Below are 25887 nucleotides of genomic sequence, written 5' to 3' on the forward strand. Positions count from 1 at the left end.
AATGATTCATTTTCGATCCCGGTATCCGGGGTCATGATTACCCGTTTTGGAGGTAAAGATGAGCGTCGCCGACATCAAGAAGAGCGCCGAGCAGAAGATGGTGAAGACCATTGAAGCGTTCAAGGCCGACCTGGCCAAGATTCGCACTGGTCGTGCCCATACGGGTCTGCTTGACCATGTCCAGGTGGATTATTACGGTTCGCCGGTGCCGATCAGCCAGGTGGCCAACGTCGGCCTGGCCGATTCCCGCACCATCAGCGTGCAGCCGTGGGAAAAGAAGATGGTCGGCGCCATCGAGAAGGCTATCCGCGATGCCGATCTCGGCCTGAACCCGGCCACCATGGGCGAAACCATTCGCGTGCCGATGCCCATGCTGACCGAAGAGCGCCGCAAGGAACTCGCCAAGGTCGTCAAGGGCGAGGCCGAGGGTGCCAAGGTCGCCGTGCGCAACCTGCGCCGCGATGCCAACGAGCAGTTCAAGAAGCTGGTCAAGGACAAGTCGATTTCCGAGGATGACGAGCGCCGCGGCCAGGACGACGTCCAGAAGCTGACCGACAAGTTCGTTGCCGAAATCGACAGGATGGTTGCCGAGAAGGACAAGGAGATCATGACGGTGTGACGCAAAGTGCGGCGGCTTGCAAGCCGCCGCTGTGTCCGCTACCGTTTCCAATCATGCATCACATCAGTTCCACGCTTAGCGTCCCCGAATCCACCTATGTGCCCCGTCACGTTGCCATCATCATGGATGGCAACGGCCGTTGGGCGACCCAGCGGCATCTGCCGCGCGTTGCCGGCCACAGCCGTGGCCTGGATGCAGTCCGGGCGGTGGTGGAGGCTTGCGCGGCGCGTGGCGTGCAGTACCTGACCCTGTTCGCGTTCAGTTCCGAGAACTGGCGCCGCCCGGCCGACGAAGTCTCGTTCCTGATGCGGCTGTTCATGACCGCGCTGCGCCGCGAGGTGGTCAAGATGCACGCCAACAACATCCGGGTGAGGGTGGTTGGCGACCTGAGCCGCTTCAGCCCGCGCATCCAGCAGCTGATCGCCGATGCCGAGGCCCGCACGGCCGGCAACACCGGGCTGACAGTGACCATCGCCGCCAATTATGGCGGCCGCTGGGACTTGCTGCAGGCGATGCGCAAGATGCTGGCGCGCTCGCCCATGCTCGAGCCGGAGGCAGTCGATGAAGCCGTACTCGCCCCGCACTTGGCCATGGCCTATGCGCCCGAGCCGGACTTGTTCATCCGTACCGGCGGCGAACAGCGCATCAGCAATTTCCTACTGTGGCAACTGGCATACTCCGAACTTTATTTCACCGATGTGTTCTGGCCGGATTTCGGTGCGGCCGAGCTCGACAAGGCGTTTGCCTCGTACCGGCAGCGCGAGCGCCGTTTCGGCCGTACCAGCGCGCAAGTGGTGGCGCCCTCCGGCCTTTCCGGCACCGCCTGATCGTTTTCTTTTTTCACCGGAACTCCGCAGCGCATGCTCCTTACCCGTGTCATCACCGCCGTATGCTTGTTGCTGCTGATCCTGCCGATCCTCTTCCTGGCGCCGCCGTCGGCGCTGGCCGGCCTGGTGGCGGTGATTGTCGTCCTGGCGGGCTGGGAGTTCGGCAGGCTGATCGGGCTGCGCGGCCCCTGGCCCTATGTCTATGCCCTGGCCTGCCTGGTGGCGCTGATTGGCTGGCATGATGCCGCTGGCCGGCAGGCGCTGACGCTCCTGCTGCAGATCGGCGTGGCTTGCTGGGGTGTGGCGGTGGTCTTGCTGGCACGGGGCGTGCGTCGTGCCACACCGGCCTTTACGCTGCTGGGCGCCATTCTCGGTTTGTTCATGCTGCCCGCCTTCGGCCAGGCCACCCTGATCCTGCGCGAGCTGGGCATCGGGGTGCTGCTGTCGGTGGCAGTGCTGGTCTGGGCGGCCGATATCGGCGCCTATTTCGTCGGCAAGGCCATCGGAAAGCGCAAACTCGCACCCGCCATCAGCCCGGGCAAGTCCTGGGAAGGTGCCTTCGGCGGCTGGGCGCTGGTCCTGGCGATTGCCCTGTCGCTGGCCGCTACCCAGGCTTTTGCGCCGACCTGGTTTTCGCGCATGGCCGGTCATAGCGGCCTGGCCGCCGTGACGCTGCTCTCGACACTGCTGGTGATCGCCAGCGTGGTCGGCGACCTGTTCGAGTCGCTGCTCAAGCGGCAGGTCGGCATGAAGGACAGCAGCAGGCTGTTGCCAGGCCATGGCGGCGTGCTCGATCGCATCGACGCGCTGCTGCCCGTATTCCCGCTGGCCGCGTTGCTGGCCATTTATCTTTGAGTTGATCTGATATGCGTCGTATTACCGTACTGGGTGCCACTGGCTCGATCGGGGACAGCACGCTTGATGTGGTCAAGCGCCACCCCGAACGCTATGCCGTGCATGCGCTGACGGCGCACCGGCAGGTCGACAAGCTGGCCGCCCTGTGCCGCGAGTTCCGCCCGGCCCATGCCGTGGTGGGCACCGCGCAGGCCGCTGGCGAGCTGGAAGCGCTGCTGCGGGCCGATGGCGTCAAGACCGAGGTTGGCTACGGCGAGGCGGCGCTGGAAGCGGTCGCGGCGGATCCGGCGGTCGATTCGGTGATGGCCGCCATCGTCGGCGCTGCCGGGCTGCGCCCCACGCTCGCCGCGGCGCGGGCCGGCAAGCGCGTGCTGCTGGCCAACAAGGAAGCGCTGGTGATGTCGGGCCGGCTCTTCATGGATGCCGTACGCGAGCATGGTGCCACGCTGCTGCCGATCGACAGCGAGCACAATGCCATCTTCCAATGCCTGCCGGCCGACGATCCACGTTTCCGCGCGGGTGTGTCCAAGATCGTGCTGACCGCATCCGGCGGGCCTTTCAGGACCCGCGACCCGGCCACGCTGCGCGATATCTCGCCCGACGAGGCCTGCGCCCACCCTAACTGGGTGATGGGCCGCAAGATCTCGGTGGACTCCGCCACCATGATGAACAAGGGGCTGGAGGTGATCGAGGCGCACTGGCTGTTCGCCGCGCCCGCCGAGCGCATCGAAGTCCTGATCCATCCGCAGAGCATCGTGCATTCCATGGTGTCCTACGCCGACGGTTCGGTGCTGGCCCAGCTCGGCAACCCCGATATGCGCACGCCGATCGCCTACGGGCTGGCGTATCCCGAGCGCATGCGCGCCGGCGTTTCTCCGCTGGATCTCACCCGCGCCGGCGCGCTCACCTTCGAAACCCCGGACCTCGTGCGCTTTCCCTGCCTCGGCCTGGCGTTCGACGCCCTGCGCGCGGGCGGGGTCGCACCGGTGATCCTGAACGCGGCCAACGAGGTCGCGGTCGATGCGTTCCTGCAAGGTCGGATACGGTTCACCGACATCGCGCGCATTGTGGGCGATGTGCTCGGGCAGGCCACGCAAGGCAGCGCCGACACCCTGGAGGGCGTGCTGGACGCCGACCGCGAGGCGCGCCGCCGCGCCGGCGCCTTGCTGGATAGCGCCGGCTCGTGCTGAAACCGGCGGGGGGCGATGCCGGGATCGGCGACAATAGCGGTGTTCCGGCAAATGCCGGACCGCCGGTTGCCGGGCCTGACGCCCGGTGTGTCCTTTGTGCCATCGGGGCGGTAAGCCCCTGACGACAAGCTGCCAGCCATGCAAACCGTAATCGCTTTCGTCGCTGCCCTGTGCATCCTGATCTATTTCCATGAGATGGGGCACTACCTGGCCGCACGCCTGTGCGGAGTCAAGGTGTTGCGTTTCTCGATCGGCTTCGGCCGGCCGCTGCTGCGCTGGGTGTCCAAGGGGCGCGATCGCACCGAATGGACCATCGCCGCGATTCCGCTCGGGGGCTATGTCAAGATGCTCGACGAGCGCGAGAGCGATCCAGAGCATGACGCGCCCATTGATCCGGCGGATTTGCCGCGCGCGTTCAACCGGCAGCCGGTCGGCAAGCGTTTCGCGATTGTCGCGGCCGGGCCGCTGGCCAATTTTGCCCTGGCGGTGGTGCTGTATTTCGTACTGTTTGCCGGCGGCATGCGAGAGGCGGCTCCCATCGTCGCGGCGCCGTCCGCAGGCACGCCCGCGGCAGAGGCGGGCTTGCGGGAGGGCGATCGCGTCCTCGCGTTGCAGGCCAACGGCGAGACCGAGCAGGTGCGTTCCTGGAATGACCTGCGCATGGCCATATTCGCGCAGGGATTCGGCGACGCCAGCGCGGTGCTGCACGTGCRCGCGGCCGACGGCGCTGAGCGCGATGTGAAACTGCCGCGCTTGCCGAATACTGGCGGCAACCCGGAGCAGGATCCGCTTGCCACGCTGGGGCTGGCCCTCAAGGGCGGTCCGGTCACCATTACCGAGGTCCTGCCGGATTCCGCCGCGCAACGCGCCGGCCTGCGCCAGGGCGACCGCGTCGTGGCCTGGCAAGGACAAGCGCTTACCCAGGCCGGCGAACTGATCCGTGGCGTCAGGGCGCGGCCCGGCGCGGAGGTCACGCTCGGCATCGAGCGCGACGGGCGACGCCTGGACGTGCCGGTGAAACTCGACACGGTGCCCGCCGCCGAGGGTGCCAGCGCACCCGCGGCTGGCACCGGCAAGCTGGGTGCCGCGCTGAGCCAGGCGGTCGAGATGGAGACCGTGCGCTACCAGCCGGTCGAAGCGCTGACGCGCTCCATCGGGCAGGTGTGGAGCACCAGCGCGCTCTCGCTCAAGCTGCTTGGCAAGATGCTGGTGGGGCAGGCGTCGCTGCAAAACCTGAGCGGGCCGCTGACCGTGGCGGACTACGCCGGGCGTGCCGCCCACCTCGGATGGCAGCCCTTTGTCGGCTTCCTGGCGTTGGTCAGTGTTAGCCTCGGTGTATTGAATTTGTTACCTATTCCGGTATTGGATGGGGGTCATTTGCTGTATTATTGCGTTGAATTTTTGACTGGCAGGCCCGTACCAGACCATTGGCAGGCTGTGCTGCAGAAGGTCGGCATCGCCTGCGTCTTGCTCCTGACTTCGCTCGCCTTGTTCAACGACGTCAGCCGGCTGTTTCTTGCGCGCGGCTAGACGTAGGTTGCCGGCAGCGGCGTGTCGGTGTCACTGGCACCACGCGCCGGATGCTGAGCCAAGGCGCAGCCCCGTGAAGCATCGGAGCCCAATCCTGCATGGAATCAAAGAGGGGATCAAGATTGATCAGACATAAGCGCATCTCGCTGGGCGTGCTGGCGAGTGCCATCATCGCGGCCTGGACCCCAGTGAGTTGGGCCGCGGAGCCATTCGTCGTCAAGGACATTCGTGTCGAGGGCCTGCAGCGGGTCGAGCCGGGTACGGTGTTCGGCTACCTGCCGGTCAAGGTCGGCGAGACCTTCAGCGACGACAAGGGCGCGGACGCCATTCGTGCCCTGTATAACACCGGGTTCTTCAAGGACGTCCAGATCCGTTCCGAGGACGGCGTGCTGGTGGTCCAGGTGGAAGAGCGTCCCGCCATTTCCCAGCTCGAATTCGTCGGCATCAAGGAGTTCGACAAGGACACCCTGCGCCGCTCGTTGCGCGCGGTGGGCGTGGCCGAAGCCCGGTATTACGACAAGGCCCTGATCGACAAGGCAGAGCAGGAACTCAAGCGCCAGTACGTGGCGCGCGGCTACTATGCCGCCGACGTTCAGACCACGATCACCCCGGTCGACCGCAATCGCGTGTCGGTGGTGTTCAATGTCGACGAAGGCCCGGTGGCCAAGATCCGCCAGATCAATATCGTCGGCAACAAGGCCTTCAAGGAAAGCACGCTGCGCGATGAAATGCAGCTGTCGACCCCGAACTGGCTGTCCTGGTACACCAAGAACGACCTGTATTCCAAGCAGAAGCTCACTGCCGACCTGGAATCGCTGCGTTCGTATTACCTGAACCGCGGCTACCTCGAGTTCGCCATCGAATCGACCCAGGTGTCGATCACGCCGGACAAGAAGGACATCTTCCTGACGCTGAACATCAAGGAAGGCGACCAGTACAAGGTGTCGGACATCCGCCTGGCAGGCGAACTGCTCGGCAAGCAGGCCGAGATGGAAAAGCTGCTCAAGCTGCAGAAGGGCGAGGTCTTTTCATCCGAGAAGCTGACCCAGAGCACCAAGGCCATTACCGATCTGCTGGGCACCTACGGCTATGCGTTCACCACCATCAATCCGCAGCCGCAGATCGACAAGGAAAAGCGCGAGGTCGCGCTGACCCTGATGGTCGATCCGGGCCGTCGCGTCTATGTGCGCCGCGTCAACGTGGTGGGCAACAGCAAGACCCGCGATGAAGTGGTGCGGCGCGAAATGCGCCAGATGGAAAGCTCGTGGTTCGACAGCGAAAAGCTGACCCAGTCGCAGGCGCGTATCAACCGTACCGGCTACTTCACCGATACCAACATCACGACCGAGGACGTGCCCGGCGCGCCCGACCAGGTCGATGTGAACGTCAACGTGACCGAGAAGCCGACCGGGCAGATCAGCCTGGGCCTGGGCTTCTCCTCCACGGACAAGCTGGTGCTGCAGGCCGGCCTGCGCCAGGACAACGTGTTCGGTTCGGGTACCAGCCTGGGCCTGGACGTCAACACCGCGAAGTCCTTCCGCACCATCTCGCTGACGCAGTACGATCCGTACTTCACGGTCGACGGCATCAGCCGCTCGACCGATGTTTACTATCGTACGTCGCGGCCGCTGTACTACACCGGCGACCAGGACTACAAGATCGTGTCGATGGGCGGTGGCTTCAAGTTCGGCGTGCCGTTCTCGGAAGTCGATACGGTGTTCTTCGGTATCGGCTACGAGCGCAGCCAGGTCTACACCTCGGTGAACACGCCGATCCAGTACACCCAGTGGCTGACGAAGATCGGCAAAAACAGCGGCGACCCGATCAACAACTTCCCGTTCACGATCGGCTGGGCCCGCGACCGGCGCGACAGCGCGCTGGTCCCGACCAAGGGACCCTACACGCAGGCCAACCTTGAAGTGGGCGTGCCCGGTGGCGATACGCAGTACTATCGCGCCAGTATCCAGCAGCAGTATTTCTATCCGCTGTCGAAAGCCTTCACGATGGCTTTCAACGGTGAAGTGGCCTACGGTCATGGCTATGGCAACACGCCGTTCCCGGTGTTCAAGAACTTCTACGCCGGCGGTATCGGCTCGGTTCGCGGCTACCAGACCAGCACGCTGGGCCCGAAGGACCAGAACGGCAACCCGACTGGCGGCGCCTCCAAGATGATTGGTAACGTCGAGTTCATCTTCCCGCTGCCGGGTTCGGGCGTGGACCGGACGCTGCGCCTGTTCACCTTCTTCGACTTTGGTAACGTGTACCAGGAAGGCACGCCGCTGTTGTTCAGCCAGCTGAAGTATTCGACGGGTGTGGGCATGTCGTGGCTGTCGCCGATCGGTCCGCTCAAGATCAGCGTGGGCTTCCCGCTGAAGAAGGATGAGACCGACAAGGTACAGCGCTTCCAGTTCCAGATCGGTACCGCGTTCTGAGCGAGAATAGAGAATAGAAGATTGAGGAACGTATTCATGAAAACAACATTCCCACTGATCAAGAGCCTGACGGCCGCCGCGCTGACGGCTGGCGCGCTGCTGGCTGCCGCGCCCGCCATGGCGCAGGAAGCACGCATTGCCGCGGTGAATTCCGAGCGTATCCTGCGTGACTCGGTGCCTGCCAAGCAGGCCCAGGTCAAGCTGGAACAGGAATTCTCCAAGCGCGACCGCGAGCTGCAGGACATGGCCCAGAAGATCAAGGGCATGGCCGACAAGCTCGACAAGGACACTGCCGTGCTGGCTGACGCCGACCGCCAACGCCGTCAGCGCGAAGTCGCCGATCTCGACCGCGAATTCCAGCGCAAGCAACGCGAATTCCGCGAGGACCTGAACCAGCGCCGCAATGAGGAACTGGCCCAGGTGCTCGAGCGTGCCAACCGCGTGATCCGCCAGCTTGCAGAACAGCGCAAGTACGACCTGATCGTGCAGGAAGCCGTCTATGTCAATCCTCGCATCGACATCACCGACGATGTGATGAAAGCGCTGAACGCCGGCAGCAAGTAAGCCTGCCTGTTTTCACAGTCCAAGGAAGTACTGCCATGCAAACACCCACACTGGGTCAGCTCGCCACCGATACCGGCGCGCAGGTTGTGGGTGATCCCGACCTCGCCGTGCGCGGCCTCGCGCCGCTCGACCAGGCCGGCTCCGACCAGCTCTCGTTCCTCTCCAACCCCCTGTACCTGCCACAGGCGCTGGCGTCCGGCGCCGGTGCCGTGATCGTGTCCGCAGCCGACCTCGAGCGCATCCGGGCTGAAGGCCAGGCCGACGGCCGCAACTGGCTGGTCGCGCGCAATCCCTACGTGTGCTTTGCACGTATCGCGCAGGGCTTCGAGCGCCGTGCCAATACCGACCATCGTACCGGCATCGACCCGCGCGCCAGCGTGGCGCCGGATGCCGTAGTGCCGGCTTCGTGCTTTATCGGGCCCAATGTGGTGATCGAGAGCGGGGCACGGCTAGGCGAACGGGTGCGTATCCTGGCCAACGGCTTTGTCGGTACCGGGGCGCGGATTGGCGACGACACGCTGATCTACGCCAATGTCTCGATCTATCATCAATGCGTGGTGGGCATGCGATGCATACTGCACAGCGGGGCGGTGCTGGGCGCCGATGRCTTTGGCTTTGCCCCGGACATCGGCCCGGGCGGCGTGGAGTACGTCAAGATTCCCCAGACCGGCCGCGCGGTGTTGGGTAACGATGTCGAGGTGGGCGCCAATACCGCGATCGATCGCGGCGCCATGGCCGATACGGTCATCGAGGACGGCTGCAAGCTCGACAACCAGGTGCAGATCGCGCATAACGTGCGCGTGGGCGCGCATACTGTGATCGCGGGCTGCGCGGCGATTGCCGGCAGTACCAAGGTCGGCCGCTTTAGCGTCATCGGGGGCTCGGCCAACTTTGCCGGCCATCTGAACATTGCCGACCGCACCACGGTTTCCGGTGGCACGTCGATCACTAAATCCATTACCAAGCCCGGCGGTCATTTCACCAGCGTGTTCCCGGTCCAGCCGCATGGCGACTGGGAACGCACCGCGGCCACCTTGCGAGGGCTGAGCAAATTGCGCGAGCGCGTGATCCAGCTCGAAAAACGCCTGCAAGGCCAGGACGCCGGCAATTCTATCCAGCATACCGAAGAGAAAAAATCATGAACGCCGTCGATATCGACATCCGCAAGATCCTCAAGCTGCTGCCGCATCGTTACCCGTTCCTGATGGTAGACCGCGTGCTTGAACTGGAGCCGCAGAAGCGTATCAAAACGCTGAAGAACGTCACCATGAACGAGCCGTACTTCCAGGGCCATTTCCCGGGTCACCCCGTGATGCCGGGCGTGATGATCCTTGAAGCGCTGGCGCAGTCGGCCGGCCTGCTGACCTTTGGCGCCGACATGGAGCGCAAGGAAGGCTCGCTTTACTACTTCGTCGGCATCGAYGGCGCGCGCTTCAAGCAGGTTGTGACGCCGGGCGACCAGCTGCACATGACCGTAYCCGTAGAGCGCTATATCCGCGGCATCTGGAAGTTCAAGGCGTTTGCCACCGTCGACGAGAAGGTGGCTTGCGAAGCTGAGTTGATGTGCACCGTCAAACAAGCCGACGCCTGAACATTCGCATTCAGGGCTACCGCGCGGCCGCCATGCGGCACCGTCCGCTGCTCGGAACCCTCGCGTACCCATGTACGTGCCGGTTCCTGCGCTGGGGGCGGCACCACCTGACGGCCGCTAGCTACACCCTGAAAGCGAATTTGGACGTGTTGGTTCATTGTTTCGATCGTTCAACTTTTCAATCTCAGACCATAGGACAGGACGCATGACGCAAATCCATCCCAGCGCACTGGTCGACCCGAAGGCCGAGCTTGCAGCCGACGTGACCGTCGGGCCGTTTTCCATCGTTGGTCCCAACGTTCGCCTTGGCAGCGGTACCCAGGTTGGCGCGCACACGACCATCGAAGGGCATACGACCGTCGGCGCGGATAACCGCATTGGGCCATATGCCTCGGTTGGCGGCACGCCGCAGGACATGAAGTACCGCAACGAGCCGACCCGGCTCGTGATCGGCGATCGCAATACCATTCGCGAGTTCACCACCATCCACACCGGCACGGTGCAGGATCAGGGCGTGACCAGTATCGGCGACGACAACTGGATCATGGCCTATGTCCACATCGCGCACGATTGCCGGGTGGGCAACCATACGGTGTTTTCCAGCAATGCGCAGATTGCCGGCCATGTGCAGGTGGGCGACTGGGCCATCCTTGGCGGCATGAGCGGGGTTCACCAGTTCGTGCGCATTGGCGACCACGCCATGCTGGGCGGCGCCTCGGCACTGGTGCAGGACCTGCCGCCGTTCGTGATCGCCGCGGGCGACAAGGGCGGCAACAAGGCCACGCCGCACGGCATCAACGTGGAAGGCATGCGCCGCCGTGGATTCGACGCCGCGCAGATCGCGGCCCTGCGCCAGGCCTACAAGGTACTGTACAAGTCCGACCTGAGCTTCGAAGCCGCCCGCAACGAGATCGCGCAACTGATCGCGCATGCCGAAGGCAGCGCCAAGGTGCCGCTGCAGGGTTTCCTCGACTTCATTGCCGCCACGCAGCGCGGCATTGTGCGCTGAAGCCGGCCCACGCCATGGTCGACGGTGTCCTACCGGCCACGGGTGCCACGCGGGACGTAGCAGGCGCGGGTACGCGCGGCACCATTGCCATGGTGGCCGGCGAGAACTCGGGTGATCTGCTGGCTTCACTGCTGATGGGCGGGCTCAAGGCCCGGCTCGGCGAAACCGTTCGCTACGCCGGCATTGGCGGGCCGCGCATGATGGCGCAGGGGTTCGAGTCGCAATGGCCGATGGATACGCTCTCGGTCAACGGCTATGTGGAGGTGCTGGGCTCGCTGCGCGAGATCCTGGCCACGCGCCGCGCCATCAGGGAACAGCTGATCGCGCAGCCGCCGCTGTGCTTCATCGGGGTGGATGCGCCGGATTTCAACTTCGGGCTGGAAGTGCCGCTGCGCCGTGCCGGCATTCCCGTGGTGCATTTTGTCAGTCCTTCGATCTGGGCATGGCGGGGCGGACGCATCCGTACCATCGCACGCGCGGTCGATCACATCCTGTGCCTGTTCCCGTTCGAACCGGAGATCTACGCCCGGGCAGGCATTCCCGCTACCTACGTGGGCCATCCGCTGGCTGACGTGATCCCGATGGTGCCGGATACGCAGGGCGCGCGCGCGCGGCTGGGCCTGCCGGCCGGGCCCCGCGTGGTGGCGGTGTTGCCCGGCAGCCGGCAATCCGAGGTGCGCAACCTTGGGGCGACGTTCTTCGACGCCATGGCACGCATGCACGGCATGGACGGCAATCTTGCCTTCGTGTTGCCGGTCGCCAGCGCGCCGCTGCGCGAGATCGTCAAGGGCCTGCATCAGCAGTATCCGCAGATTCCGCTGACCGTCATCGACGGGCAGTCGCACCTTGCCATGGAAGCCGCCGACGTGATCCTGCTGGCCAGCGGCACCGCCACGCTGGAGGCGGCGCTGTACAAGAAGCCGATGGTAATCTCGTACAAGGTGCCCTGGCTGACCGCGCAGATCATGAAGCGGCAGGGGTACCTGCCGTATGTGGGCTTGCCCAACATCCTGTCGGGGCGCTTTGTCGTGCCCGAACTGTTGCAGGACGACGCCACGCCCGAGGCGCTGGCGCGCGAGACGTTGCTGCAGTTGAACGACGATGGCAATACCGCGTTCCTGCGCGAACATTTTACCCAGATGCACCAGACCCTTAAACGCAATACCGCCGAGATCGCCTCGGAGGTGGTCGCCGGCCTGATCCGGCAGCGCAGGGGCGGGTAATGGCGCGCCGTCCCGCTGCCAAGGGCAATCCGGCCCAACTTGGTTTCGACCTCGCCGACACCGCCGCGCAGGTCCGCCACCTGTGTGGCGTGGACGAGGCGGGCAGGGGTCCGCTGGCCGGCCCCGTCTATGCCGCTGCCGTGGTGCTTGATCCGGAGCGTCCGATCAAGGGCCTGGCCGACTCGAAAGTGCTGACCGCCCTGCGCCGGGAGGCGCTGTTCGAGCAGATCTGCGAACGCGCTCTGGGCTGGCATATCGCCTTCGCCACGGTGGAAGAGATCGACACCATCAACATCCTGCACGCCACCATGCTGGCCATGCAGCGCGCGGTGCACGGCCTGGCGGATGCCGGTCTGGAGCCAGACCTGGTGCAGGTCGACGGCAACCGCTGCCCGCAGGTGCGCTTTGCGGTCGAGGCCATCGTCAAGGGCGATGCAAAGGTGCAGGCGATATCGGCGGCGTCGATCCTCGCCAAGGTGGCGCGCGATCGTGAATTGCTGACGCTGCACGCGTCGTACCCGCAGTATGGCTTCGACGCCCACTCGGGCTACGGCACGCCGCAGCACCTGGCCGCGCTCACGCAGCACGGCGCCACGCCGCACCATCGGCGCTCGTTCGCGCCGGTGCGCGAGGCCATCGCGCAAGGGCGCATCGCGCCTGCCGCCGGCCTGCCGCCGTCGTCTTTCCCGGAGCAGGTATCGTGAAGCACGTCACGTCGCGCGACAACGCGCTGTTCAAGCATCTCAAGGCCCTGACGGGCTCCACGCATGCCCGCCGCAAGGCCGGGCAATCGGTGCTCGATGGCGTGCATCTTGCGCAGGCCTACCTGGATGCGCTGGGCCAGCCGGTGCAGTGCGTGGTGTCGGAGCGGCACTACGATCACGCCGAGGTGGCGCCGCTGCTCAGGCAGATCGCGCCCGAACGCGTGGTACTGCTGGCGGACGCCTTGTTCGACCTGATTGCCGGCGTGGTCAACGGCATCGACCTGATGCTGGTTATCGAGACGCCGTCCGGCCACCTGCCATCGCATATCGATACCGATTGCATCATCCTGGACGGCGTGCAGGATGCCGGCAACGTGGGCTCGATCCTGCGCAGCGCGGCCGCCGCGGGCATCGGCCATGCGTTCCTCGTCACGGGCAGCGCCTTCGCCTGGTCCACCAAGACCTTGCGTGCGGCCATGGGTGCCAATTTCCACCTGAATATCGTCGAGCACTGCACGCTGGACATGCTGGCGCCGCGCCTGGCGGTGCCGCTGCTGGCGACATCCTCGCATGCCCAGGCGGCCGTGTTCGACACCGATTTGCGTGGTCCGGTGGGCTGGGTGGTGGGCAATGAAGGCGCGGGCGTCAGCCCGGAGTGGATGGCCAGGGTCAGCCGCACGGTGGGCATTCCGCAGCCGGGCGGGCTGGAATCGCTGAATGTGGCGGCGGCTACGGCGATCTGCCTGTTCGAGGCGGTGCGGCAGCGGCGGCCCGGTTGATGCTGTAAGGCCCACGGGCGGATTGTTTCTCACGCCCCCTGAGGGCGGCAGGAATCAACACCGGCAGAGGCATCGGGCGGCTTAGGCGCACCGTTCAGCTTCGTTCGGCGCGCCGGCTGCCTTCTCAATAATTGCTATCCCGATCCACCTTGATCTCCTGCAGGATCGTGGTGGCGATCTCTTCGATCGACTTGTGCGTGGACGACAGCCACTTGATGCCCTCGCGACGCATCATGGCCTCGGCCTCATTGACCTCGTACCGGCAGTTTTCCGGCGCCGCGTATTTGCTGCCCGGCCGCCGCTCGTTGCGGATCTCGGCCAGGCGCTGCGGATTGATCGACAGGCCGAAGATCTTGGGTTTGAACGCATACAGGGCGCTCGGCAGCTTGCCGCGCTCGAAGTCGTCGGGAATCAGCGGGTAGTTGGCCGCCTTGAGGCCGTACTGCATGGCCAGGTACAGGCTGGTCGGGGTCTTGCCGCTGCGCGAAACGCCGACCAGGATGATGTCGGCCTCGGCCAGGTTCTTGTGCGACTGGCCGTCGTCATGCGCGAGCGAGAAGTTGATCGCCTCGATGCGGTTCTGGTAAGCCTCGGTGTCGGCGTTCTGGTGGAAGCGCCCGATCGCATGGGTGGACTTGAGGCCGAGTTCCTTCTCCAGCGGCTCGATGAAGGTCTGGAACATGTCCAGTATCATGGCCTTGGCGCGGCGGATCGCCTTGTTCGACTCCTGGTTGACCAGGGTGGTGAAGACGATGGGCTGCACCCCTTCCGCGTAGAAGGCCTCATTGATCTTGCCGACCGCGATATGTGCTTTCTCGGGCGTGTCGACAAAAGGCATGCGCACCTTGCGGAAACGCATCTCGAACTGGGCCAGGATCGAGTGGCTGAAGGTCTCGGCAGTGATGCCGGTACCATCGGAGACGATAAAGACCGTACGGATGGCGGGGCGCTCCTCCGTACGCGGTTCCTGGGGTTCCTGCGGTGCAATGGGAGCGTCGGGCTGGGACATGTTAGGACAATATTTTTGAATCCGCGCTCCGCGAAAGTGCGGTGCGGCACGGTAGAATAGCGGCGATCTTTTCGCTAAGCAATTCCACCAGCGCTGTTGGTGCAACGATTCGGGCACGAATTGTCAACAATGTGCGCTGCAGCAATCACGATCGCGCGCCGATCGTGACAACGCTGGGGTTGTTTAGCCAAGCGATCCGTCCGGTAGCAGAACTCCAACAATATTCCGGGCGTCAGCAACAGGTTTCTTACTTTGTTTTGAGGCTTTTATGAACAACCCGGCAATTGACGGCGCATACGTGCTGCCGTTCGAGCAGTTGCGCAAGGAAGATGTGGAAACCGTGGGCGGCAAGAATTCGTCGCTCGGCGAGATGATCTCGCAGCTGGCCGAAGCCGGCGTGCGGGTGCCCGGTGGCTTTGCCACCACCTCGCTGGCTTTCCGCGATTTCCTCGCCCACAGCAACCTGACCCAGCGCATTTCCGATCGCCTCAAGGCCCTCAACGTCGACGACGTCAAGGCCCTGGCCGAAGCCGGCGCCGAGATCCGCAACTGGGTTATCGAAGCGCCGTTCCAGCCGCGCCTGGAAAAGGAAATCCGCGAGTTCTACGCGCGTGCCGAAGAGCGCGAAGGCGCCGAGGCTTCGTTCGCCGTGCGTTCGTCGGCGACCGCCGAAGACCTGCCGGATGCATCGTTCGCCGGCCAGCAGGAGTCGTACCTCAACGTCAGCGGCATTGACGATGTGCTGGACAAGATCCGCCACGTGTTTGCCTCGCTGTACAACGACCGCGCCATTTCCTATCGCGTGCACAAGGGCTTCGCGCACGACATCGTCGCGCTGTCCGCCGGCGTGCAGCGCATGGTGCGCTCGGATGTGGGCGCCGCAGGCGTGATGTTCACCATCGACACCGAATCCGGCTTCCCCGATGTCGTCTTCATCACCTCCAGCTACGGCCTGGGCGAAACGGTGGTGCAGGGCGCGGTCAACCCGGACGAGTTCTACGTCTTCAAGCCCACGCTGCAAGCGGGCAAGTACCCCATCATTCGCCGCTCGATCGGCTCCAAGCTGATCAAGATGGAATTCACCGCGCCGGGCGAAGCCGGCCGCGTCAAGACCGTCGACGTACCCATCGAACTGCGCAACCGCTACTCCATCACCGACGCCGATGTGTCGGAGCTGGCCAAGTACGCGATGATCATCGAGAAGCATTACGGCCGCCCGATGGACATCGAGTGGGGCAAGGACGGCCGCGACGGCAAGATCTACATCCTGCAGGCCCGCCCGGAAACGGTGAAGAGCCAGTCCGCCGGCAAGGCAGAGCAGCGCTTCAAGCTCAAGGGCACCGCGCCCGTGCTCACCAGCGGCCGCGCCATTGGCCAGAAGATCGGCACCGGCCGCGTCCGTGTGATCAATGACCCGTCCGAAATGGAACGCGTGCAGCCCGGTGACGTGCTGGTTGCCGACATGACCGATCCCAACTGGGAGCCGGTGATGAAGCGCGCCGCCGCCATCGTGACCAACCGTGGTGGCCGTACCTGCCACGCGGCCATCATCGCACGCGAACTGGGCGTGCCCGCCGTGGTCGGTTGCGGCGATGCCACCGACCTGCTCAAGGACGGCACGCTGGTGACGGTGTCGTGCGCCGAGGGCGACGAAGGCCGCGTCTACGACGGCCTGCTCGAGACCGAAGTGACCGAAGTGCAGCGCGGCGAGATGCCGGAAATCGACGTCAAGATCATGATGAACGTCGGTAACCCGCAACTGGCCTTCGACTTCTGCCAGATCCCGAACCAGGGCGTTGGCCTGGCTCGCCTCGAGTTCATCATCAACAACAATATCGGCGTCCACCCCAAGGCCATCCTCGACTACCCGCAAGTCGACGCCGACCTGAAGAAAGCAGTGGAAAGCGTGGCCCGTGGCCATGCCAGCCCGCGCGCCTTCTACGTGGACAAGCTGGCCGAAGGCATCGCCACGATTGGCGCGGCCTTCTACCCGAAGCCGGTCATCGTGCGCCTGTCGGACTTCAAGTCCAACGAGTACAAGAAGCTGATCGGCGGCTCGCGCTACGAGCCGGATGAAGAAAACCCCATGCTGGGCTTCCGCGGCGCCTCGCGCTACATCTCCGAAGACTTCGCCGAAGCCTTCGAGATGGAATGCAAGGCCATGAAGCGCGTGCGCGACGACATGGGCCTGACCAACGTCGAGATCATGGTGCCGTTCGTGCGGACCCTGGGCCAGGCCGAGAAGGTCATCGGCCTGTTGGCCAAGCACGGCCTGAAGCGCGGCGAAAACGGCCTGCGCGTCATCATGATGTGCGAAGTGCCGTCCAACGCCATCCTGGCCGAAGAGTTCCTGCAGTATTTCGACGGCTTCTCGATCGGCTCGAACGACCTGACCCAGCTCACGCTGGGCCTGGACCGCGACTCCGGCATGGAACTGCTGGCCAAGGACTTCGACGAACGCGACCCGGCGGTCAAGTTCATGCTGTCGCGTGCCATTTCCACCGCGCTGCGCCTGGACAAGTACGTCGGCATCTGCGGCCAGGGTCCTTCCGATCACCCGGACTTTGCGCTGTGGCTGGCCAAGGAAGGCATCAAGTCGATTTCGCTGAATCCCGATTCCGTGATCGATACCTGGAAGCAACTGGCCTCCTGAAGCATTTGACGTCACAATAGCGGTACACCGGCCCTGCGCCAGGTGTTCCTAACCCCCGCAGGCGCTCTGGCGCCGCGGGGGTTTTTTGTTTTGGCCGCGGCCGTGCGCGATGCGGCGGTCCTGGTCCGGACGGGCATGAAGGCAGGCAACGCGAAGGGAGGCTATGGCGCCGTATTACATCTGGTTTGCATTGGCAGCGGTGCTGGTGATCGTGGAACTGGGTTTCGGCACCTTGTATCTGCTGATGGTGGCGCTGGGCGCGGCGGCAGGCGGGCTCGGTGCGCTGGCGGGGCTGGAAGCAGCCAGCCAGACCATTCTGGCCGCGCTGGTGGCCCTGGCTGGCTTCCTGGTGCTGCGGCGGTCCCGCTACGGCCGTACGCGGCGCGACGTGGCGGAGCGCGATCCGAACGTCAACCCGGACATCGGCCAGGAACTGGAAGTGCCGGCCTGGGGGGCTGACGGGCGGGCACGGGTGCGCTACCGCGGTACGGAATGGGACGTCGAGTTCCAGGCCAATGGGCTGGCGGCTCCGGGGCGCTTCCGCATTGTCGAGGTACGCGGCAACACGCTGTTCGTCAGCCCGAGATAGCGGTGCGGGCCGCGCCCGTGCTGGTTTCCAGGTTCTAGCAGTTCGTCTTCCCAACCCCGTCACGGAGGTCTCATGTTTGAATTCTTTGGCAGCCTGCTGCCCCTGCTGGTTCTTGTCGCTGTCATCGTCCTGGTGGCGAAGAGCTTCAAGATCGTGCCGCAGCAACATGCCTGGGTGCTGGAGCGCCTCGGCAAGTACCGCGCCACGCTGACTCCGGGGCTGACCGTGGTGCTGCCCTTCGTCGATCGGGTTGCCTACAAGCACGTCCTCAAGGAAATCCCGCTCGATGTGCCCAGCCAGATCTGCATCACCAGGGACAATACGCAGCTACAGGTGGACGGCGTGCTGTACTACCAGGTCACCGACCCGATGAAGGCTTCCTACGGCTCGAGCAATTTCGTGGTGGCAATCACGCAGTTGTCGCAGACCACGCTGCGCTCGGTGATCGGCAAGCTGGAACTGGACAAGACCTTCGAGGAGCGCGAGTACATCAACCACAGCGTAGTCAACTCGCTGGACGAGGCCGCCGCGAGCTGGGGCGTGAAGGTGCTGCGCTACGAGATCAAGGATCTCACACCGCCCAAGGAGATCCTGCACGCGATGCAGGCGCAGATCACCGCCGAGCGGGAGAAGCGCGCGCTGATCGCGGCCTCCGAAGGCAAGCGGCAGGAACAGATCAACCTGGCCACCGGCGCGCGCGAGGCCGCGATCCAGAAGTCAGAAGGCGAGCGGCAGGCGGCCATCAACCGGGCGCAGGGCGAGGCCTCGGCCATCCTGGCAGTGGCGGAAGCCAATGCGCAGGCGATTGAGAAAATCGGGCGCGCCATCCGGACTGAGGGCGGCATGGAAGCGGTCAACCTGAAGGTTGCGGAGGAATACGTGAGCGCCTTCGGCAATCTGGCCAAGCAGGGCAACACGCTCATCGTGCCGGGCAATCTCGGCGAGATGAGCAGCATGATTGCTTCCGCGCTGCAGATCGTTAAAGGGCAGCAGAAGGGGGCCTGAGTTCGGGGGGGAAGGAGGGCGCCGGAGTGGGGCGTCTCACGTCCCACTATTGCGGGCATCTGCCCTCTCCCTGCTCAGGCGGGAGAGGGTGGGCATACCGGTGGCGCAAGTGCTCGAACTGTCTTGCAGCCTTACTCTTTCCCGGCGCCCTTCATGATGCGCGCCTTCTCGCGCTGCCAGTCGCGATCCTTCTCGGTCTCGCGCTTGTCGAACATCTTCTTGCCCTTGGCCAAGCCGATTTCGCATTTGACGCGTCCGCGCGTGTAATGCAGGTTGAGCGGCACGATCGTGAAGCCGCGCTGCTCCACCTTGCCGATCAGCCGCTTGATCTCTTCCGCCTTGAGCAGCAGCTTGCGGGTACGCACCGCATCGGGCGAGATATGGGTCGAGGCACTGTTCAGCGCGCTGATGTGGGCGCCGATCAGGAACAGCTCGGCATCGCGGATGACCACGTAGCCTTCCTTGATCTGCACGCGTCCCGCGCGGATCGCCTTGACTTCCCAGCCCTCGAGCACGATCCCCGCCTCATATCGCTCTTCGATGAAGTAGTCGAAAAAGGCTTTCTTGTTGTCTGCGATGGTCATGCGGTCCGGATAGAGGAAATGGAGATAGGTAAAACAAAAAAAGCCAAACAACACCCGGAACTAGGGAAGAATCCGGTGCCGCCGCGCCGCTTGCGGCGTACATGCCGCTGTCATGCACATCCGGTATGCCGCCGGGGCGCACGTGGGCTAAAATCGCGATTCTAGCAAACCGGCCCGCCCCGGTGGATTCCGCACTGCGTCATATTGCAGGCGGGGCCTGCGCGGGCCATCACTTCCAATAATGGCAGACGTCCAAAAATCCGTGCTGGTCGGCCACTCCGCCGAGCAGATGTACAACCTGGTCACGTGCGTCGAGGACTATCCCAAGTTCCTCCCATGGTGCGGTGGCGTGGAGGTGTTCGAGCAGACCGAAACGCTGCTCGATGCCAAGATCCATATCCACTTCAAAGGCATCAAGCAGTACTTCCACACCCGCAATACGCAGGAGCCGCCTACCCGGATCGATATGGTGTTCGAGGACGGGCCCTTCAAGACCTTCAATGGCTCCTGGCGCTTCACGCCGCTGCGCGAGGACGCCTGCAAGATCGAGTTTCACCTGCATTATGAGTTTTCCAACTTCCTGCTGGAGAAGATCATCGGGCCGGTGTTCAACGTGATCGCCAATACCTTTGTCGATGCCTTCGTCAAACGCGCCGAAGCGGTCTATGGCAATGGCTGAAGAAGCCGGAGCACGTCCGGTAAGCATCTCCGTGTGCTACGCCCAGCCGGGCGGCGCCTTCCTGAAAGAGCTGGAGGTCGCGCCAGGCACCAGCATCCTCGCCGCGATCGGCGCTTCGGGTTTGCTGCAGGCCTGTCCGGAGGTGGATCCGGCCACCATGCGGGTCGGCATCTTCAGCAAGCTCAAGACGCCGGACACGCAGGTGCGGGCCGGTGATCGCATCGAAGTCTATCGCCCGTTGGTGGCCGACCCCAAGTCGGCGCGCCGCAAGCGCGTGCAGAAGACCCGCCAGGGCGGCACGCGCGAAGGGCTGAAGTGGCTGCGCGGCGGCTGACCGCCGCCGGCGCTCAGACGCAGTTCTGTTCGAGGCTGGCGCCGGTCCTCTGCAACTCGGCCTGGCGCTGCTCGTCATCCAGGTGCTGCGCGGAGCCATCCGGCGCCGAGACGGCGACGCGCCGGTTTTGCTGCAGCGCGACGGCGTAGTTCTGCATCCGCGCGCAACGTACCTGCCGTTCCTGTGCGGCCTGGTCCTTGAGGGCCTGGTCGGCTTCCGCTTTCAGTCTGGCCGTCCGGCGCTTTTCGAAGGCTTCCTCCGCACTTGCCGTGGACTCCGCCTTGCCATTGCCCTTCGGTTCACTTCCCTTGGGCGCAGGCTGGATGCCGGCGGCAACGCCCGCCGGGCTGGCCGGCGCGACCGCCGAAGGCGCAGCCTCGAGCGGGCGCAGGGTCCCGGCGAAGCGTCCCGGTGCCTTGATCACGCTGGCTACCGGAACCGAGGGCGGTGGTGGCACGTCGCTATAGACCATGCGGCCGCTGCCGTCGCGCCACTGCCATTGTGCCTGGGCGGCGGCTCCCTGGCAGAGGCAGGCGAGGGCGGCGAGCGTGGCGAGCTTGGACAGCGCGGTCGATCGTTTCATGGCTTGTGGGTTGTGGTGGCTCTGCGGTGACAATACGGCAGCAGGCAAGCACGCCTGCGAGATCCGCGAGTAGGGCGAGAGACCCCGTCTCACGAGTGACGCATGCGCCCTTGTCTGCCGGGGTTGGCCGCTAGTTTATGCAGACTTGTCGGTGGCGTGCAAGCGCACCGACCAGGCCACGCCGATCATCAACAACACAATGGCGGCGATCTCCAGGGGGCGCGGCAGGCGGTGGTCGAAGACAAAGCCATACGCCAGCGCGAACAGCGTCTCGAAGACGATCATCTGGCCCGACAGCGTAAGCGGCAGGCGGCGGCTGGAGATGTTCCACAGGTTGTTGCCAATCAGCGACGCACCGAGCGCCACCGCGGCGTTGACCATCCAGAACCATTGCCAGTCGCGGCCGCTGCCGGCGGTGCCCAGGCTGTCGCTGGCCAGCAGCCAGCCCGCCAGCGCCAGCACGACCGACACCACGCCGGTGGAAATGCCATAGAGGGCGGACCATTCATTGCCGCTGTATTGCGGATTGCGCTGCAGGTAGCGCGCGTTGTCTACGGCATAGAGCGTCCAGCACACCAGGGCGCCGGCCGCGCAGAGCACGCCGGCCAGGCGCTGCCAGACGGTGCGCAGCGCCTCTCCCCCGGCGCTGGCGCCATGGGCGCCGCCGCCGGCGAACAGGTCGATATTGATGCAGGCGATGCCCGCGGCGACCACCAGCAACGGCCAGATCAGGCGCGACAGCGGCACTGCGCCGTGGTCGCGCCGGCCCATGATGGTGACCGAGATCGGCAGGATGCCGATGATCAGCGAGGTCGGACCCACCCCCGCAAGCTGCACGCCGAAGGCCAGCAGCACGTAGTACAGCAGGTTGCCGGTGAAGGCCTGGCGGAGCAGGGCAACGCAATCGGCGCGGGTGAGCTTGCGTGCAATGCGCCGCATCAGCGGCAGCGCGGCGATAAACGCCACCAGCCCATAAGCGAGGTAGCGACCAATCGCAAGTTCCCAGGGCGAGAAGACGGGCAGCAGCTTGGGGGCGATAAACACCATGCCCCAGAACGCGCCGGCCAGCAGGCCGCACAGTACGCCGATACCCATCGTTGCTTGCCTATGCCGGAAAAAGGACGACGAGCATAGCAGACTTGAACAAGGGCACCCTCAGGCGCGTCAAGAAACAAGCCATTCCTGTATAATTCGGTTTTGCGCCTAGAGGAATTGCTATGCGTCTTGTCCAGAAAGCACTCACATTCGATGACGTGCTCCTCGTGCCGGCTTATTCGTCGGTGCTGCCCCGGGATGTTTCGCTCCGTACCCGCCTGACCCGTTCGATCGAACTGAACATTCCGCTGGTATCCGCCGCCATGGATACCGTGACGGAAGCCCGCCTGGCGATTGCCATGGCGCAGGCCGGCGGTATCGGCATCGTCCACAAGAACCTGAAACCGGCCGACCAGGCCCGGGAAGTGGCGCGCGTGAAGCGCTATGAATCCGGCGTGCTGCGCGATCCGATCACCATTCCCCCCGACATGAAGATCCGCGATGTGATTGCACTATCACATCAGTACGGCATCTCGGGTTTCCCGGTGCTGGAAGGCAAGACCGTGGTTGGCATCATCACCAACCGCGACCTGCGTTTCGAGGAAGAGCTGGACGCGCCCGCGCGCGCCAAGATGACCCCGCGCGAGAAGCTGGTCACGGTTGGCGAAGACGCCTCGCTGGAAGACGCCAAGCGCCTGATGAACCGCCACCGCCTCGAGCGCGTGCTGGTGGTCAACCAGGCCTTCGAACTGCGCGGCCTGATCACGGTCAAGGACATCCAGAAGGCAGTGGAGCATCCGCTGGCCAGCAAGGATGACCGCGGCCAGCTGCGCGTAGGCGCGGCGGTTGGCGTGGGCCCCGACAACGACGAGCGTATCGAGTTGCTGGTCAAGGCCGGCGTCGACGTGATCGTGGTCGACACCGCGCACGGCCACAGCCAGGGCGTGCTGGACCGCGTGCGCTGGGTCAAGCAGAACTTCCCGCAGGTGCAGGTGATCGGCGGCAATATCGCCACCGGCGCTGCCGCGCGCGCGCTGGTCGATCATGGCGCCGACGGTGTCAAGGTCGGCATCGGCCCGGGCTCGATCTGTACCACCCGTATCGTGGCAGGCGTGGGCGTGCCGCAGATCACCGCGGTCTCCAACGTGGCCGAAGCCCTCAAGGGCACCGGCGTGCCGCTGGTGGCCGACGGCGGCATCCGCTACTCGGGCGACATCGCCAAGGCGCTGGCAGCCGGCGCGCATGTGGTCATGATGGGCGGCATGTTCTCCGGTACCGAAGAGGCCCCGGGCGAAGTGTTCCTGTACCAGGGCCGCTCGTTCAAGAGCTACCGCGGCATGGGTTCGGTGGGCGCGATGAAGGACGGCGCTGCCGATCGCTACTTCCAGGAAGACAACACCGCCAACGTCGACAAGCTGGTTCCCGAGGGGATTGAAGGCCGCGTGGCCTACAAGGGTTCGGTCACGGCCATCATCCACCAGATGTGCGGCGGCGTGCGCGCCTCGATGGGTTACTGCGGCAGCAGCTCCATCGAAAGCTGGCACGACACCGCAGAGTTCGTGCAGATCACGGCCGCCGGCATGCGCGAATCGCATGTGCACGACGTGCAGATCACCAAGGAAGCGCCGAACTACTACATCGACTAAGCCGGTCTCGATGAACTGGCGGCTGCGCGGGACCCGACGGTCCTGCCAGCCGCGCGCCGGCTGCGCCCACCGGCGTAGCCTGCAAGGGCCAGCGCGGCCGGGATTGCCGGCCACGCTGCGCCCCCAAGCCACGCTACTTGCCTGGCCGGAGGAGCTCTGATGAAAGTATTGCTGCGTGCCGTGCTGTTCCTCGATGCCTTGCTGAATCTGCTGCTCGGCGCCGTCTTGCTGCTTTCGCCTTTCACGACCTTTTACAGCGCGCTGCAATTGCCGCAGCCGCAGCCCCCCATGTACGGGCAACTGCTTGGCGTGGCGCTGGTCGGCCTGGCCTTGCTGCTGTGGCAGGCGACCGTCAACGGGCAGCTCACGGTCGCGGTGGCGCGGACGGTTGGACAGGTCAACCTGGCCAGCGCGCTGCTGATCGTGACCTGGATGCTTATGCTCGACCTGCCGGTGCAGGGCGCCGGAAAGATCTGGCTGCCGGTGCTGGCCGCGGTAATGGCCTTCTTCGCGGCGGTGCAGATCCCGGCCGCCAAGCGCGTGCGCGTGCGAGAACGCGCGCAGCGCGAGCTGCAAAAAGAGACGCAAAACAAGGATGCCGGCGCGGCCCCCGTGGCACGCCGGCCGCAATCACCTGAATACCGGCGTGAGCCCGGTGTCACGCCTCCGCCCGGTTATGGTCCGGGCACCGAAGTGATGCCCGAGCCCCTGCCGGACGAAACGCCATCCGCCCATCATGCACGACAAAATCCTAATCCTTGATTTCGGCTCGCAGGTTACGCAGCTGATCGCCCGCCGCGTGCGCGAAGCGCACGTCTACTGCGAGATTCACCCGAACGACGTCACGGAAGAATTCGTGCGCGAGTTCGCGCCCAAGGGCATCATCCTGTCCGGCAGCCACGCCAGCACCTACGAAGACCACCAGCTGCGCGCGCCGCAGGCGGTGTGGGACCTCGGTGTGCCGGTGCTGGGCATCTGCTACGGCATGCAGACCATGGCCGTGCAACTGGGCGGCAAGGTGGAGTGGAGCGACCATCGCGAGTTCGGTTACGCCGAGATGCGCGCGCATGGCCATACCGCGCTGCTCAAGGACCTGGAGGATTTCTCCACGCCCGAAGGCCACGGCATGCTCAAGGTCTGGATGAGCCACGGTGACAAGGTCGCCGAGCTGCCGCCGGGCTTCAAGCTGATGGCCTCCACGCCCAGTTGCCCGATCGCCGCCATGGCCGACGAAGCGCGCGGCTACTACGCCGTGCAGTTCCACCCGGAAGTTACGCATACCGCCAAGGGCCGCGACATTCTGGAGCGCTTCGTGCTGAAGATCGCCGGCGCCAAGGCTGACTGGGTGATGCACGACCATATCGCTGAAGCCGTCGCCAAGATCCGCGAGCAGGTGGGTGACGAGGAAGTGATTCTCGGCCTGTCCGGCGGCGTTGATTCCTCGGTGGCCGCAGCCCTGATCCATCGCGCCATCGGCGACCAGCTCACCTGCGTATTCGTCGACCACGGCCTGCTTCGCCTGAACGAAGGCAAGATGGTCATGGACATGTTCGCCGGCCGCCTGCACGCCAAGGTCATTGCCATCGACGCGTCCGAGCAGTTCCTCGGCCACCTCGCCGGCGTGACCGATCCCGAGCAGAAACGCAAGATCATCGGCCGCGAATTCGTCGAAGTGTTCCAGGCCGAGGCCAAGAAACTGACCAACGCCAAATGGCTGGCGCAGGGCACGATCTACCCCGACGTGGTCGAGTCCGGCGGCACCAAGACCAAGAAGGCCACCACCATCAAGAGCCACCACAACGTGGGCGGCCTGCCGGAAACGCTGGGCCTGAAGCTGCTCGAGCCGCTGCGCGACCTGTTCAAGGACGAAGTCCGCGAACTCGGCGTGGCGCTTGGCCTGCCGCCGGAGATGGTCTACCGCCATCCCTTCCCGGGCCCGGGCCTGGGCGTGCGTATCCTGGGTGAGGTCAAGCGCGACTACGCCGAGCTGCTGCGCCGGGCCGACGCGATCTTTATCGAAGAACTGCGTGGCACGGTTGCCACCGAGCAGGACGCTGCAGCGGGCATGTGCGAGCCTTCGCAAGTAGGCAAGAGCTGGTACGACCTGACCAGCCAGGCCTTTGCGGTGTTCCTGCCGGTCAAGTCGGTCGGCGTGATGGGCGACGGACGCACCTACGACTACGTCGTGGCGCTGCGCGCGGTACAGACCACCGACTTCATGACGGCGCACTGGGCGCACCTGCCGTACGCGCTGTTGGGTCGTTGCTCGAACCGCATCATCAATGAGGTGCGTGGTTTGAACCGCGTGGTGTATGACGTGTCGGGGAAACCGCCGGCTACGATCGAGTGGGAGTGAACCTCATTTTGGTGCATTTTCTGGCGCCACCTGGCAATGACAGGCAGTAGCAGTAAGTGATCCAAGCCCGCGATTCTGCGGGCTTTTTTTC

General features: G+C 64.7%; 25 protein-coding genes. 21 read left to right on the forward strand and 4 right to left on the reverse strand.

What is annotated here, in order from left to right; all coding sequences use genetic code 11:
- Positions 1-58: 58 nt before the first annotated feature.
- The 13 genes from frr (at position 59) to AC1DT6_RS25320 (ending at position 13323) form a co-directional block, all read left to right on the forward strand.
- Positions 59-619 carry a ribosome recycling factor gene (gene frr, locus AC1DT6_RS25260; RefSeq protein ID WP_441631992.1) on the forward strand — a complete coding sequence of 187 codons (561 nt, stop codon included), beginning with the start codon at positions 59-61 and terminating at the stop codon, positions 617-619.
- Positions 620-672: 53 nt separating this feature from the next.
- The gene (locus AC1DT6_RS25265) at positions 673-1446 is read left to right on the forward strand and encodes an isoprenyl transferase (protein ID WP_441631990.1); all 774 of its coding nucleotides are present in this window, start codon (positions 673-675) and stop codon (positions 1444-1446) included.
- Between the two features lie 33 nt (positions 1447-1479).
- Complete coding sequence (locus tag AC1DT6_RS25270) at positions 1480-2301, forward strand: phosphatidate cytidylyltransferase (protein ID WP_441631988.1); 822 nt, start codon at positions 1480-1482, stop codon at positions 2299-2301.
- A gap of 11 nt (positions 2302-2312) precedes the next feature.
- Positions 2313-3491, forward strand: a complete 1179-nt coding sequence (gene ispC / locus AC1DT6_RS25275; protein ID WP_441631986.1) for a 1-deoxy-D-xylulose-5-phosphate reductoisomerase — start codon at positions 2313-2315, stop codon at positions 3489-3491.
- Positions 3492-3629: 138 nt separating this feature from the next.
- Positions 3630-5021 carry an RIP metalloprotease RseP gene (gene rseP / locus AC1DT6_RS25280; RefSeq protein WP_477114986.1) on the forward strand — a complete coding sequence of 464 codons (1392 nt, stop codon included), beginning with the start codon at positions 3630-3632 and terminating at the stop codon, positions 5019-5021.
- Positions 5022-5119: 98 nt separating this feature from the next.
- Entirely contained in the window at positions 5120-7453 is a 2334-nt protein-coding gene (bamA, locus tag AC1DT6_RS25285) for an outer membrane protein assembly factor BamA (RefSeq protein WP_276290205.1), read from the forward strand.
- A 36-nt stretch (positions 7454-7489) separates the two neighbouring features.
- The gene (locus AC1DT6_RS25290) at positions 7490-8017 is read left to right on the forward strand and encodes an OmpH/Skp family outer membrane protein (protein WP_276290204.1); all 528 of its coding nucleotides are present in this window, start codon (positions 7490-7492) and stop codon (positions 8015-8017) included.
- A 35-nt stretch (positions 8018-8052) separates the two neighbouring features.
- Complete coding sequence (lpxD, locus tag AC1DT6_RS25295; protein ID WP_477114987.1) at positions 8053-9159, forward strand: UDP-3-O-(3-hydroxymyristoyl)glucosamine N-acyltransferase; 1107 nt, start codon at positions 8053-8055, stop codon at positions 9157-9159.
- Positions 9156-9608, forward strand: a complete 453-nt coding sequence (gene fabZ / locus AC1DT6_RS25300; RefSeq protein WP_477114988.1) for a 3-hydroxyacyl-ACP dehydratase FabZ — start codon at positions 9156-9158, stop codon at positions 9606-9608. The genes lpxD and fabZ overlap by 4 nt, the downstream gene beginning before the upstream one ends.
- Positions 9609-9813: 205 nt before the next feature.
- Positions 9814-10617 (forward strand): acyl-ACP--UDP-N-acetylglucosamine O-acyltransferase, encoded by an 804-nt coding sequence (gene lpxA, locus AC1DT6_RS25305; RefSeq protein ID WP_276290202.1) that lies wholly within the window; start codon positions 9814-9816, stop codon positions 10615-10617.
- Positions 10618-10631: 14 nt separating this feature from the next.
- Positions 10632-11840 carry a lipid-A-disaccharide synthase gene (lpxB, locus tag AC1DT6_RS25310; RefSeq protein WP_441631979.1) on the forward strand — a complete coding sequence of 403 codons (1209 nt, stop codon included), beginning with the start codon at positions 10632-10634 and terminating at the stop codon, positions 11838-11840.
- The gene (rnhB, locus tag AC1DT6_RS25315) at positions 11840-12544 is read left to right on the forward strand and encodes a ribonuclease HII (protein ID WP_441631977.1); all 705 of its coding nucleotides are present in this window, start codon (positions 11840-11842) and stop codon (positions 12542-12544) included. The genes lpxB and rnhB overlap by 1 nt, the downstream gene beginning before the upstream one ends.
- A complete protein-coding gene (locus AC1DT6_RS25320; protein WP_045241476.1) occupies positions 12541-13323 on the forward strand; it encodes a TrmH family RNA methyltransferase in 783 nt (260 codons plus the stop codon). The genes rnhB and AC1DT6_RS25320 overlap by 4 nt, the downstream gene beginning before the upstream one ends.
- Positions 13324-13447: 124 nt before the next feature.
- Here the strand turns inward: AC1DT6_RS25320 and ppsR are convergent, their stop codons facing one another.
- Positions 13448-14263 carry a posphoenolpyruvate synthetase regulatory kinase/phosphorylase PpsR gene (ppsR, locus tag AC1DT6_RS25325; protein ID WP_045241570.1) on the reverse strand — a complete coding sequence of 272 codons (816 nt, stop codon included), beginning with the start codon at positions 14261-14263 and terminating at the stop codon, positions 13448-13450.
- Positions 14264-14600: 337 nt separating this feature from the next.
- On the opposite strand from ppsR, the gene ppsA reads away from it, so the two are divergent.
- The 3 genes from ppsA to AC1DT6_RS25340 all read left to right on the forward strand — a co-directional run bounded on the left by ppsA (position 14601) and on the right by AC1DT6_RS25340 (position 18579).
- On the forward strand, positions 14601-16985 hold the full coding sequence (ppsA, locus tag AC1DT6_RS25330; protein ID WP_441631975.1) for a phosphoenolpyruvate synthase: 2385 nt from the start codon (positions 14601-14603) through the stop codon (positions 16983-16985).
- Positions 16986-17148: 163 nt separating this feature from the next.
- Complete coding sequence (locus AC1DT6_RS25335; protein ID WP_441631973.1) at positions 17149-17574, forward strand: NfeD family protein; 426 nt, start codon at positions 17149-17151, stop codon at positions 17572-17574.
- A gap of 72 nt (positions 17575-17646) precedes the next feature.
- The gene (locus AC1DT6_RS25340; RefSeq protein ID WP_276290195.1) at positions 17647-18579 is read left to right on the forward strand and encodes an SPFH domain-containing protein; all 933 of its coding nucleotides are present in this window, start codon (positions 17647-17649) and stop codon (positions 18577-18579) included.
- 131 nt (positions 18580-18710) lie between these two features.
- Here the strand turns inward: AC1DT6_RS25340 and smpB are convergent, their stop codons facing one another.
- Positions 18711-19163: an SsrA-binding protein SmpB gene (smpB, locus tag AC1DT6_RS25345; RefSeq protein WP_006164727.1), complete on the reverse strand. Its 453-nt coding sequence runs from the start codon at positions 19161-19163 to the stop codon at positions 18711-18713.
- A gap of 241 nt (positions 19164-19404) precedes the next feature.
- Here smpB and AC1DT6_RS25350 point away from each other — a divergent pair, with 241 nt between their 5' ends.
- Both AC1DT6_RS25350 and AC1DT6_RS25355 read left to right on the forward strand, forming a co-directional pair.
- Positions 19405-19842, forward strand: coding sequence for a type II toxin-antitoxin system RatA family toxin (locus AC1DT6_RS25350; RefSeq protein ID WP_441631970.1), 438 nt, complete (start codon positions 19405-19407; stop codon positions 19840-19842).
- Entirely contained in the window at positions 19835-20176 is a 342-nt protein-coding gene (locus AC1DT6_RS25355; RefSeq protein WP_276290210.1) for an RnfH family protein, read from the forward strand. The genes AC1DT6_RS25350 and AC1DT6_RS25355 overlap by 8 nt, the downstream gene beginning before the upstream one ends.
- 13 nt (positions 20177-20189) lie before the next feature.
- On the opposite strand, the gene AC1DT6_RS25360 is transcribed toward AC1DT6_RS25355, so the two are convergent.
- Both AC1DT6_RS25360 and AC1DT6_RS25365 read right to left on the reverse strand, forming a co-directional pair.
- A complete protein-coding gene (locus AC1DT6_RS25360) occupies positions 20190-20759 on the reverse strand; it encodes a DUF4124 domain-containing protein (protein WP_477102516.1) in 570 nt (189 codons plus the stop codon).
- A 135-nt stretch (positions 20760-20894) separates the two neighbouring features.
- Positions 20895-21854: a DMT family transporter gene (locus tag AC1DT6_RS25365; RefSeq protein WP_276290192.1), complete on the reverse strand. Its 960-nt coding sequence runs from the start codon at positions 21852-21854 to the stop codon at positions 20895-20897.
- A 122-nt stretch (positions 21855-21976) separates the two neighbouring features.
- Between AC1DT6_RS25365 and guaB the strand changes: the two genes are divergently transcribed.
- From guaB to guaA, 3 genes are all read left to right on the forward strand, one after another.
- Positions 21977-23440 carry an IMP dehydrogenase gene (gene guaB, locus AC1DT6_RS25370; RefSeq protein ID WP_441631965.1) on the forward strand — a complete coding sequence of 488 codons (1464 nt, stop codon included), beginning with the start codon at positions 21977-21979 and terminating at the stop codon, positions 23438-23440.
- A gap of 159 nt (positions 23441-23599) precedes the next feature.
- Positions 23600-24202, forward strand: coding sequence for a hypothetical protein (locus AC1DT6_RS25375; protein ID WP_441631963.1), 603 nt, complete (start codon positions 23600-23602; stop codon positions 24200-24202).
- The gene (guaA, locus tag AC1DT6_RS25380; RefSeq protein ID WP_428179046.1) at positions 24177-25796 is read left to right on the forward strand and encodes a glutamine-hydrolyzing GMP synthase; all 1620 of its coding nucleotides are present in this window, start codon (positions 24177-24179) and stop codon (positions 25794-25796) included. Before AC1DT6_RS25375 ends, guaA begins: the two co-directional genes overlap by 26 nt.
- The last annotated feature ends 91 nt before the right edge of the window (positions 25797-25887 follow it).

This window comes from Cupriavidus sp. 01L45, from assembly GCF_056399885.1.